This is a genomic window from uncultured Cyclobacterium sp., assembly GCF_963976465.1.
Classification (GTDB): Bacteria; Bacteroidota; Bacteroidia; order Cytophagales; family Cyclobacteriaceae; genus Cyclobacterium.
On sequence record NZ_CAXBOC010000132.1, the window covers coordinates 1 to 11472 of the forward strand.

At 40.1% G+C, this 11472-nt stretch carries 10 protein-coding genes; 3 read left to right on the forward strand and 7 right to left on the reverse strand.

All coding sequences use genetic code 11. The annotated features are described in order from the left end of the window. The 7 genes from AAC037_RS09365 to AAC037_RS09395 form a co-directional block, all read right to left on the reverse strand. Window positions 1-471: cytochrome c (locus AAC037_RS09365; protein ID WP_339902743.1), on the reverse strand; the 471-nt coding region annotated here is incomplete at its 3' end. Between the two features lie 118 nt (window positions 472-589). Next, window positions 590-2008: an L-serine ammonia-lyase gene (locus tag AAC037_RS09370; RefSeq protein ID WP_339902744.1), complete on the reverse strand. Its 1419-nt coding sequence runs from the start codon at window positions 2006-2008 to the stop codon at window positions 590-592. A 474-nt stretch (window positions 2009-2482) separates the two neighbouring features. Further along, a complete protein-coding gene (locus AAC037_RS09375; RefSeq protein WP_339902745.1) occupies window positions 2483-2698 on the reverse strand; it encodes a hypothetical protein in 216 nt (71 codons plus the stop codon). A gap of 36 nt (window positions 2699-2734) precedes the next feature. Further along, a complete protein-coding gene (locus AAC037_RS09380) occupies window positions 2735-3415 on the reverse strand; it encodes a DNA alkylation repair protein (RefSeq protein ID WP_339902746.1) in 681 nt (226 codons plus the stop codon). Between the two features lie 156 nt (window positions 3416-3571). Then, entirely contained in the window at window positions 3572-4879 is a 1308-nt protein-coding gene (locus AAC037_RS09385; RefSeq protein WP_339902747.1) for a D-alanyl-D-alanine carboxypeptidase, read from the reverse strand. A 318-nt stretch (window positions 4880-5197) separates the two neighbouring features. After that, window positions 5198-6601, reverse strand: a complete 1404-nt coding sequence (locus tag AAC037_RS09390) for a SusD/RagB family nutrient-binding outer membrane lipoprotein (RefSeq protein WP_339902748.1) — start codon at window positions 6599-6601, stop codon at window positions 5198-5200. 11 nt (window positions 6602-6612) lie between these two features. Beyond that, window positions 6613-9708: a SusC/RagA family TonB-linked outer membrane protein gene (locus AAC037_RS09395; protein WP_339902749.1), complete on the reverse strand. Its 3096-nt coding sequence runs from the start codon at window positions 9706-9708 to the stop codon at window positions 6613-6615. 401 nt (window positions 9709-10109) lie between these two features. Here AAC037_RS09395 and AAC037_RS09400 point away from each other — a divergent pair, with 401 nt between their 5' ends. The 3 genes from AAC037_RS09400 to AAC037_RS09410 form a co-directional block, all read left to right on the forward strand. Next, window positions 10110-10598: a cytidine deaminase gene (locus AAC037_RS09400; protein WP_339902750.1), complete on the forward strand. Its 489-nt coding sequence runs from the start codon at window positions 10110-10112 to the stop codon at window positions 10596-10598. Next, complete coding sequence (locus AAC037_RS09405) at window positions 10598-11245, forward strand: alpha/beta hydrolase (protein WP_339902751.1); 648 nt, start codon at window positions 10598-10600, stop codon at window positions 11243-11245. Before AAC037_RS09400 ends, AAC037_RS09405 begins: the two co-directional genes overlap by 1 nt. A 9-nt stretch (window positions 11246-11254) precedes the next feature. Next, window positions 11255-11472 (forward strand): glycosyltransferase N-terminal domain-containing protein (locus AAC037_RS09410; RefSeq protein ID WP_339902752.1); only part of this gene is annotated, 218 nt, incomplete at its 3' end.

Below are 11472 nucleotides of genomic sequence, written 5' to 3' on the forward strand. Positions count from 1 at the left end.
GCGAAGCATTCCGCGACGTTCAGATACAAGGGCACTGTCCTTGGATACGAATTCAATGGCCCAAGGAGTTTTGATCGCATCCACTACCCATTCCTCAATTTGTAAATCATATTTTTCAGATTGGATATGCTGTGGAATGGATCGATCGATATTCGGTTGAATTTCCTGTGCGTCGGAAATATAATCCACCAGAGACCTAATTTGTTCTTTATTTAAAACCTGGTTCCAGGCAATCATTTCTGTTCCGGGAATCCCAAAAGTGATATTTCTTGTCATCAAGCTTCTGCTTCTACCGTATTTCCATGCCGTTTTGATTAGGGAACTGGCTGAATTGCCTTCTAAATTAGCTCCATGACATCCTGCGCAGTAAGTTTTGTACAATTTTCCACTCTCTTGTGCAAATCCACTTAGAGCTAAAAAAGAAAATTGTAGAACCAACAACGCGAGTATTTTGATGACCTTCTTCTTCATTAATTGATCTGTAGGTGACATTATGAATGATGGAATATACTATTTTTGGCTGGTGTATCCAATTTTGGTTTGCAAGGTCCATTCCAACTTTAATTGAAAAAGTTTGAATAGACCCAATTTAACATTCGGGAATATTTACAGAAATTTTGGCTAAACCTCCTTCGGAAGTTTCTTTGTATTTGGATTTCATATCAAGGGCCGTTTCCCACATTACTCGAATAATATTGTCCAAATTCAAGCGTGCAGCAGAAGCGTCGCTATCCAAAGCCATATTTGAGGCTGTAATAGCCTTAATTGCCCCCATGCTATTTCGCTCAATACAGGGAATCTGTACCAAGCCCCCGATGGGATCGCAAGTCATGCCCAAGTGGTGTTCCATGGCGATTTCGGCAGCCTGACACACCTGTTCTTTGGTTCCTCCAAGCGCTTCAGTTAGTGCTCCTGCTGCCATAGAGCTGGATACCCCTATTTCTGCCTGACAGCCACCCATAGCCGCAGAGATCGTTGCCCCTTTTTTATAGAGGGTACCGATCTCTCCGGCAGTGAGAATAAATTTCACTATTTCATCTTCTCCAAAATTCGTGGTAAAACAATGGGCGTACATCATTACTGCAGGAATTACGCCTGAGGCACCGTTGGTAGGGGCAGTAATGATCCTACCAAAAGAAGCATTTTCTTCATTTACGGCCAGAGCAAAAACACTTATCCATTTATTTACGGTATCAAAATCCTTTGGCCCATTTTTAATGGCTTTGATCCAGTCAGCTACCTTATCAAAATTTTGGTCCTGCAAAAACTTTTTGTTCAGGTCGTAAGCTCTTCGCCTTACTTTCAGCCCCCCGGGTAGTATTCCGGATTTATTAACACCTCTAAAAATGCAATTTTTTATTTCCTCCCAAATATAAAGGGCTTGTTTTCTGGTTTCAGCTTTAGTTTGCCAAGCTGTTTCATTGAGCATTACCAGTTCAGAAATGCTGAGATTTAAGCGCTTGCAATTGTCTAAAAGGTCTTTCTGGGAGTAGCATGGGTACTTGCTGGTTATGGGATTTGTTGCCACATGTCCCGTATTTTGTTTCACCACAAACCCTCCCCCTACAGAGAAATATTCCTGAGATATTAAGGAACCATCTTTTAATGTGGCTTCAAATCGCATTCCGTTTGGATGATACTCCAGGCTTTTGCTGTAATCAAAAAGGATGTGTCTTTCATAATTGAAATAGATGGAATGCTTAGCAGAAATGGAGATACTACCTTGACTTTTAATTCCTTCAATCTTTTCACCAATTTTATCAGTGTCAATGGTCTTAAAATCTTCATTTGAGAGGCCAAGAATGACGGCAATATCTGTTCCATGCCCTTTTCCTGTCTTGGCCAGTGAGCCAAAGAGACTGGTACAAATCTCAGTGACCTTATGAAGCTGATTATTTTTTCTTAAATGGTCTAAAAAAAATAGGGCAGCTCTCCAAGGGCCCATGGTATGTGAGCTGGACGGTCCTATGCCTACCTTTATAATTTCAAAAATACTTATTGACTCCATATTGATTTTGGACCTTACCAATTACAATTAATAATGTCATGTAATTTACGCCTAAGGATCCAATAGGTAAAATTCTTATGGGGTTTTAATTGATTTAACACTCATTGGGTCAAATCATTTATTAATTTTAGCCTAAACAGAAAATTTATCCTTTTTCCAATTCAATGGGTTGGTGGAAATGTAATGTTGAATTCTTTCGAATGAGGCAGAATTCCTGATGATATGGTCGTGAAATCTGGCCTGGCAGGAAAAATTGGCATTTATTAATCGTGCCTGTTTGGTAACAGCAGATTTGTAGGAACGAATAATCGTTGAAATGCTGCCTGGTTTAGGTGATATTTTTGACATTTTTTCATTTATGGGTCTGGTTGGCGCGGTAGATACGTTGCATTGCAACGAATCTATCGGGGTGAATTGATCATGTTTAATCACCAATATACCATGGGTATGATTGGGCATCACAACGAAATTTGCCTATTTAACAAACGGAAAATGTTTGGGTATTTCCATCCAATATTTGTGGGCGATTTGGCCTAATTCATTCAATTGCATCGTAGCATCCACAATTTTCCCAAAAAAATGTCCCCTATTTTTTGTACAGAAGGTTATAAAATAGGCACCGTTTTTACGATAATCATATCCGGGTAAACGAATAGATCCTACGCGGTATTTATTTTGGTATTTGTCCATTTTATTTTTGGCAAATTTTTATACACAGCCTTCCATCTACCCCCTATAGATAGCCCTTGGATAATCTGACATTCTGATATTGTCTTTCTTTAACTCATTCAATGCATTCTTCGCAATCCATTTTGCCGCAGGGCTTTCAATTTCCAGTATTTCTTGGGCTACAAGGATAGCTTTTTTGTTCAGGTCGGGGTTTCTTTTTCCAATATTGCGCAAAGCCCAATTCACGGCTTTTTTCACATAGATTCTTTCATCATTGGCCTCCCGTATGATGATGGGAAAAAAGGATTCAAAAACCGCATTTCCTGACAGTTTATCTGCCATGCAGAAGGCAGCCATAATTGTGAAACCTGCTCTTTTTTCAAACTCAGGTTTCCTTTTTGTCCATTCAAAGACCTTTTCTAGGGCAAAATCACTTTTAGCAAATAAACCCATAGAAAAGCTATCACAAACCTCCCAGTTCTCAAATGTCTTCACCCACTTTTCCATCAATGCTTCGGTAAGGTCCTTGGGTCGAAATATTTTGCTACATAAAATCCGCCCTTCGTAAATACCACTATCAAAAAGCTGCAAGCCAAGTTCATTGTCCTTTCCGATATCCCTGGCTATCTTTTTTAATTCAGCATGGTAAATCCCCAAAGAATTATTAGAGACTATCCCAAATTTCTTTTTCTTAAAAATGACTTTCTCTGGATTTTGAAGCGCATAAAGCCGGTCCACGATTTCCTTGTAAGTTACTGGTTTTTATATTTTTAAATTGATATTATCCGCCTAAATCCTAAATTTCACCCCAAAATTCCAAAGCATTAATAATTAACACTTAACCATTAACACTTAACGATTAACAACTAACCAACAATAATTAACAATTATTCATTAATAATTATCATGAATAAAATAAAGCAATTTTTGTAACTCCTTCTTTTGCACGCTTGAACTCCCGGTGTAATTGTTGAAAAAGGTGCTGAAAAGCAGGGTTTTGCCACTTTTGGTAAGGAGAAAGCCACTGAGAGCAGTGCTCATTGCCAGGGTGCCTGTTTTGGCGTAAATGTATGCGGGCTGACCGGGGTCGGCAGGGTACCAGTTGCGGATGGTGCCGGATTCTCCACCCGCCGGGAAGTAGGCTTTGATTTTTTCCATAGGCACTTCAGTATGGATTTTATGCAGCAACTTTATGACTGACCGAGGGGTAAACATATTCTGTGGAGAAAGACCTGACCCATCCACCCATTGGGGCTCATCAGGAAGATCTGCCAAATAATGTTCCTTTGCATAGGAGATGCCCCCTCGGATATTGATTGAATCCAAGACTGCATCAGAGACAAGAACCATCAGCTGTTCTGCTAAAAAATTATCACTGATTTTCATCATTTGGGCATACAAACTGTCCGCCTTTACAGTAGGCAATTTTTCATGTGAGGATTTGGAGTAATCCGTATCTTTTATGAGTGTAATTTGCTTTCCTACTGCTTCCTGAAGGAGATTTCTGGTCAAATTTGCAGAGGTAATAAATGGTTTATCAGTCGCAAAGGCCAAGCTGTCCTTTTCTTTATTTATGGCATATTCATAAGTGTTTTTCTCAAAGTCCCTTTGAATAAAATAGTTGCCGGAATGGGTTTGTGAGGAAGGCATTAGGGGTAAAAGCACTGATTTTGGATAGGGCGTTGCTTCCGCTAACTCAGCTTTTTTAGAATAGCGCAAAACATTTCCATAAATGGGCATGGCGGATCTTTCGGCAGCAAAATAGTAAGGAAACCAATTCCAAGACCATCCGGGCCCATAGCTCGAAAGCCGCTCAAAATTATTTACCATAAACAACTTCTTGTCTGCATTTTTAAGAAAATTGATTGCAGTACTGTCTTTAAAGTCAGGGTGCAAAAGTGAGGGGTCTCCCGTTCCCCAGAAAATAAGAGAATCTCCTTGGTAGGTATAGTTTAGCCCATTGATATACCCATCACCCAAGGCTTTGTAACTGGAATAAAAGGTAAATATTTTGGTATTGGAGGCTGGGATAAAGTATTTGGCCTCGTTTAATTTTACAAGTGTTTTGTCCTTTACCGGATCATATAGCATAAAGCCCATGTGACCTTTTTCAAACACATCAGAGGTACGCACCGTTTTATTGATTTTTTGGACGGTGCAGGAGAAGAAGAACAAGAAGCACAACCATTTACAGTTTTTCATAGGAAAAGTCTTTGCGGAATACATTTCGATTTGGCTGTTAAGCCATAGGAAAAGTAATATTTTCTAGCCAATCTAGGAAGTGATTTTGGTATTTACTGGTCAATGATGGGGGTAAGGTTATTGCTCAATTTTTCTACCAATTTTCCCTCAGGTGATATTGGCGGTATTGTTGTTTTTTTGCAACAATACTTACAAAATCTTGGGTATAATGTTCAATAAATAAGCGGTTAGACCCTTGGCTATAAATATATCGCCCATTCTGGGCTGGAAATTTGATAATAAAAGCCCCTCTATTTCAAAATAGAGGGGCTGGAATTTTTATTCGTCCCACCAGATTCTATCCAGTAGGGTGACATCAGGCACGTTACTGCCATTCCTACTCACTTCATTGTCTGGATAGGCCAGTCTTCTGATATACTGTCCATTGAGATTACCATTCAAGTTTTCAGGCAAAGTCATGTCCTTGTATCCATAATCAAACCTTCTGGCATCATTCCAGGTTTCAGGGTGGAGAAAAAGTGCTACCCATTTTTCTTTCATGATGTCATCCAGTGTAAGTGATGCTGCTCCCATGCTCACTTCCGGGCTATTGAGGTAAGCCATTTTATCATCATCGCTTACTTCTAGCATGTCCATATGGGCTTCAATTCCTTCAAGGTAAGCGCTGTAGGCTGCCTGGGGATCGGAGTCCAAAGCTACTTCAGCCTCAATAAACTTTTGTTCAGCATAGGTTGCGATTAAAAGTGGAGACTGTTCAGAGGTATAATATTGACCGGGGATCAAGGTGGATCTGGCACCTTGCTCAGGTGCATTTCCTCTGCCAGCTCCATTGGTTACTCCTACGTATTCTCCATCATCCGTAGCACCAATCATCAATGACATCCGTGGATCAACTACTTCATAGGATGTTCCATCCAATGTTTCTATAAACTGAGTAGATATCCAACCGTCTAAAAGCAAATTTTCATTGTTTATGGCTACTTGTGCCCAAGGATTGAATCGCTGTTCAAAGAAGATCACCGTGGCGTCATCGTCATTACTCGTCATGCCACTAGCCAAAGCGGTCAAAATAGCTTGGGGATCATAGGTAGTTGTCCCTTTTGTATGCAACATAAACCTGGCTTTAAGCATATTGCCGAATTTTATCCAAGAAGAAACGTCTCCATTAAAGATAAAGTCGTCATCTCCCAATGAAATAGAGGTAGTACCGGAGAGGTTTTGGATGCCTCGATCGAGTAAGCTGAATACTTCAGAATACAAGGCTTCATCGTCATCATAAGTAGGAGTAACAGAACTAAAATCAAAACCCTCAGAGTATGGAACGTCTCCAAATACATCCACAGTCATTCCCAGGTTTAATGCCATCAGGATTTGTCCGGCCCCAAGGTAGTGTCCGGCATCTTCTTCTTCGGCCTTTTGCATCAGATCTGTCAAATCGGTCATTACGTTGAATAAATCAAACCAAAGACCGCTATAATTACTTGCCTCCATTATATCAGAAGCACCTGCCGGATTTGGGGAGGCAAGGTATTGGACGTAGTTGGAGGTGATGCTACCAATGGCCTGCACATTGAGAGAGGTCTCATAGGTGGCATTGGTCATCAGCCCGGATATTGGTGCATCCTGTGGGTTGTTAGGATTTTCATTAACATCGAGAAAATTCTCGCATGAGCTTAACGCTAAAAAAAGCATCAGGCCAAATATAGTATATATCGCTTTCATAGTTGCAGTTTTTATAGTCCAAGGTTCAGGTTAAAGAAAAAGCTCTGTACACCGGGATAACCCAGCCCTGTGAAACCAACAGCATTGCCACCAGCACCTGCAGAGAAGGATTCCGGATCAAATCCATCCCAAGGGGTATAAAGAATGATATTATTGGCAGCAACAGAAACCCGAGCAGTCCTAAAGGGAGTGTTTTCCAGCAAGTTCGAGTTTAAATTATAGGCTAGTGTGATGTTTCGTAATTTGATAAAACTGGCATCGCTCACAAAGTTCTCACTAGTAGTTCGGTAGTAGTTTCTCCAATAGCCGGCGCCATAATTGACTCCATCCGGACCCTCGCCTTGGCCCAGCCATACTTCCTTGGTGTTGGTAGATCCATCTGCCAACACACCTTCAAAAACCCTAAAATCTTCACGTGCTTCAGTAAATTCATTTTTACCAAATGCAGAAAGGAAATTTGCGTACTGATTATATTGTTCCAATCCGGTTCTGAAGTCGATTAGGAAGGACAATTCAAAGTCTTTATAGGTGAAATCATTTCTAATGCCACCAATCCATTTTGGCACGGCGTTACCCAAAATAAGTTGGTTTCCTGTTCTCACCGGAAAACCATTGGTACCAATTATTATAGGAAGGCTACGGTCCAGGAATATATTGTCCGGATCAGCGCCTAATCTTTCGTAAGAGCTTCCAAAAATATTTCCATAGGCTTCTCCTTCAAGCAATTTCATTGTAACAGTAGATCCGGCATATCCGTATTGGCTACCAACAACGATCTCATCAATGCCTTCTTTGATAGCTTTAATCTCATTATTATTAATGGACAAGTTGGCACTGATGTTCCAACTGAAGTCATTGGACTCAATGGGGCTTCCTCCTAAAATAAACTCAAACCCACTGTTTTGAATTTCTCCTGCATTGGTGATATAGGATGAAAAGCCTGTGGCATCCGATACCGGAACAGGGATAATTTGATCCTTAGCATTGGACTTATAATAAGTAACATCAAAGTTTGCCCTGTTGTCTAAAAAGGCTGTTTGTAAACCAAATTCGAGGGATGTGGTTTGTTCAGGCTTTAAGGCCAAATCTCCATAGACCGAATTTCTGGTAAATCCCACCTGACCATTCAAAGGAAAAATAGAAGGAGAAACATAGGTGGCACCCAAAATATGCGGATCTGTATCTTTACCTACCTGGGCCCATGAAGCTCTCAATTTACCAAAGGTGAACCAGGAGGGTAAGGCTATATTTTCACTAAACACATAACCCAAATTAAAAGATGAATAGAAAAAGGAATTATTGTCCTTAGGTAAGGTAGAAGAGATATCATTTCTACCTGTAATATTTAGGAAAAGGTAGTTATTATAGTCTACCATCAGGTCTCCATAAAAACCTACCAGTCTTCTGATACTCTTGCCTTGACTGGCAAAAATTTGGGAAGCGGCACTTAAATTGTAAAACTCCGGAATCACAAAATTCTCTCCCCGAGCGGTCACCCTGTCATATTTACGCTCAAAAATATCATTTCCTAACCTCAAGCTGGTATTCAATGATGTACTAAATTCTTTTTTTAGGGTAATGTAGAAATTGGAAGTAAGGTCTCTGCTGTTGATCCTGGTCTCTTCTAAATATCCGGTAGAGCTTAGCGGAACTTCTCCATCAATGCCTTTTGGTCCGGGTGTAATTTCTGTCCGTTGATCACTGTAGAAGTCATTTCCTAGTCGATAAGAAAAAGACAACCAGTCCGTAGGCATGTAATTTAAGTTAATGTTTCCAATTACCCGGTTTACATTGTCTTCATAGGTAGCAAAACGCGCATCATAGATTGGGTTGGTATTGGAATAGGTTCTCATGGTACCATCCTCATTGATATAATCTCGTACATCGGTCGTTTCAGACCAATACATCATCCGTTCCATAAAACGATCATGAGGTACCCTATTACCTCCGGAGTTGCTATAATTGACAGATCCTGAGAAATTAAACTTTTCAGAAACCTTTACACTTCCGGATAGTTTGGCAGTGGTTCTTCCCCAAGTAGAAAAAGGTATGATTCCCTCTTGTTTTAAATTACCGAAGGAGCCGTAGAAGGTAGCTTTTTCATTGCCTCCCGAAATACTTATATTATTATCTATTTGCACTCCTGTGTTAAAAGCCCTGTTCCAGTTGTCTTGATATTTGTGGTCAGAAACAGTTTGCTGCACCTCTGAAATAGGAGCTCCCCATGAAGGCCAGAAACTACTGGGTTGGTACACTCCACTAAAACCTTGTCCATATTCGTCTTGTAACTTTGGTAGCTGGTTCAAAGTTTCAAAACCAACAGAACCGTTGTAATTAACCCTCACTTCACCTTCTTTGCCTTTCTTTGTAGTGACAATTACAGCACCATTGGCTGCTCTCACTCCATACAAAGCGGTAGCCGCTGCCCCTTTCAATACAGAAATTGAAGCGACATCATTGGGATTGAGGTCTGCCATTCTATTGGATAGCCCCCTGGGGGTACCTGTTGATTCTATGGTAGAGTTATCCACCGGCACTCCATCCACTACAAAAAGCGGTTGGTTATTGGCTCCAGGATCTAGTGAATTAATTCCTCTGATGATGATTCGTGCAGATTGACCGGGAGCACCACCTGAATTGGTTATCTGTACCCCTGCAGCCTGCCCTTGAAGTGAACTTACAAGATTGGGTTGTTTTACCTTGGTAATGGCTTCGGCATCAATATTTTGAGCAGAATAACCCAGTGATTTTTTCTCCTGTGAAATACCAAATGCCGTTACAATGAATTCATCCAAGCCCTTTGCTTCGGATTCCATAACTACGTTTAGGGTCTTCTGCGTACCCACAGTAATAGATTGTGAGGCATAGCCAATATAGGAGAAAACCAATACGGTGTTCTGATTCGGTACATTGATGCTAAAGTTGCCATTGATATCAGAAACTGTACCTGTTCCTGTGCCCTCGGCTACAATGCTGACTCCGGGAAGCCCTTCAGGGTCTTCTGCAGCGGTAACTTTTCCCTGAATATTAATTTGTTGGGCCACAAGTGTCCCATTTAATATCAGAAAAAGCACCATTAGTAAATAGTAGGTAGAAATTTTCTTCATAGAATTAATAGATTTAATTGATGAAAATTATACAATTCAAATATTCCCGAGTTTTTATCCAAAAGGGAGAATTTAGTTAGTAATTTTATAGAAGTGGCCTAAAATATTATCCAAAATGCTAATTTTTTCCCTAGGATTTTACTTTTGGGCTTATTTGAAATGATGAATTACCAATTAAGTTAGTTATAATAATTTAATATCTTGGCTAAAGCCAAAAAAATTACTGAAAAATTAAGCTTGTAAATATAGGTTAACATTAATTTATGGAAGGTTGATTGAAATATGTAGCGGTATTTGTTTGTGTATAGGATAGCTGAGGGATATCCAATTTTAAAACAACCCATTATCCTCCTGTAAGCGGATTTCTAAACTCACTCATTAGAAAATTGATATATTTGAATATGAAGGAGAATAAAAAAGTCAGCCATATCAATACCTTGGAATTAATTAACGCTGAAAATTTAGATGAAAGGCAAGCGCAATTAATTGAGCTGGCCATTAAGGCAACAGAAAATGCCCATGCACCATATTCTAATTTTCGGGTAGGTGCAGCTGTAATATTAGCGGATGGACAGACCTTTTGGGCAAATAATCAGGAGAACATTTGCTACCCTGCAGGGATTTGTGCAGAGAGGGTTTTATTAACCTATACCCATGCCAACTTCCCAAACTTAAAACCGTTAACACTTGCAATAGCAGCCATGAAAGCCGACAATACAGGGCTGGCTACAGTTACTCCATGCGGATTGTGCAGACAGACCATTAGCGAATATGAAATGAAATTTGGCAGTCCAATAGAGTTATTGATGCTTCGTGCAGATAGGAAGGTTATAAAAGCTAAAGGGATTGATCAGCTGCTACCTTATAAACTTGAAAATTTAAACGAGTAATGGTTCAAAAAGAGCTGCATTTTCAATCCAAGCATACTTTTTCACTTAGCCGGTTGCCTACAGGAGAAGAAAACACTGTCTGGATTGTTTTTCATGGATATGGCCAATTGCCTAAATTTTTTCTTAGAAAATTTAATCCATTATTTGATGAAAGTACTTTAATAGTGGCTCCTGAAGGACTCAACCACTTCTATCTTCAAGGCTTTTCAGGAAGGGTTGGGGCCAATTGGATGACCAAACACGAGCGGGAAATTGACATTGCCAATAGCAATGCCTACCTCAATGCAATGATGGATGAACTGCTCAGTAAATATGAAAAAACACCGCAAATAAATGTATTGGGGTTTTCACAGGGGGCTGCCACAATGAGCCGTTGGGTTTGCCAATTAAATCTTGAACTCAATAAAGTGGTTTTTTGGGCCGGTGCACCTGCCTATGACCTGGATACTGCACAAATGTTTGAAAGGCTTAACAGCAGCCAGATCATTTTAGCATTGGGAGACAATGACCCTTTTCTGCAATCCAAAATTTACTCCCAAGTAGAAAATCGGCTTTCAGAGGCGGGTTTTGCCAACTTTAAAGAACTTAGGTATAGTGGAGGCCATGAAATAGACCCGGGATTGCTCAAAGAAATATTTTTGATGTAATTTTGCCCAATGAGGATTTTGTACAACCTGGGAATGATTTTGCTTGATGGGCTGATGAAGATTGGCAGTAAAAGATCTGCGAAGCTCAAGCTAGCCGTAGATGGAAGAAAAAACACCTTTGAAGCGGTAAAATCATTTCGGAAAGCAAGCCCGAGCCCTTTGGCTTGGTTTCATGTGGCCTCTCTTGGAGAATATCTTCAGGCAAAACCGGTAATTGCCGCATTTAA

What these genes read in the sequence shown, in the direction of transcription:
- AAC037_RS09370 (WP_339902744.1), bottom strand. Translation starts at nt 2,008, where the DNA reads ATGGAGTCAATAAGTATTTTTGAAATTATAAAGGTAGGCATAGGACCG.
- AAC037_RS09375 (WP_339902745.1), bottom strand. Translation starts at nt 2,698, where the DNA reads ATGGACAAATACCAAAATAAATACCGCGTAGGATCTATTCGTTTACCC.
- AAC037_RS09385 (WP_339902747.1), bottom strand. Translation starts at nt 4,879, where the DNA reads ATGAAAAACTGTAAATGGTTGTGCTTCTTGTTCTTCTTCTCCTGCACC.
- AAC037_RS09390 (WP_339902748.1), bottom strand. Translation starts at nt 6,601, where the DNA reads ATGAAAGCGATATATACTATATTTGGCCTGATGCTTTTTTTAGCGTTA.
- AAC037_RS09395 (WP_339902749.1), bottom strand. Translation starts at nt 9,708, where the DNA reads ATGAAGAAAATTTCTACCTACTATTTACTAATGGTGCTTTTTCTGATA.
- AAC037_RS09400 (WP_339902750.1), top strand. Translation starts at nt 10,110, where the DNA reads ATGAAGGAGAATAAAAAAGTCAGCCATATCAATACCTTGGAATTAATT.
- AAC037_RS09405 (WP_339902751.1), top strand. Translation starts at nt 10,598, where the DNA reads ATGGTTCAAAAAGAGCTGCATTTTCAATCCAAGCATACTTTTTCACTT.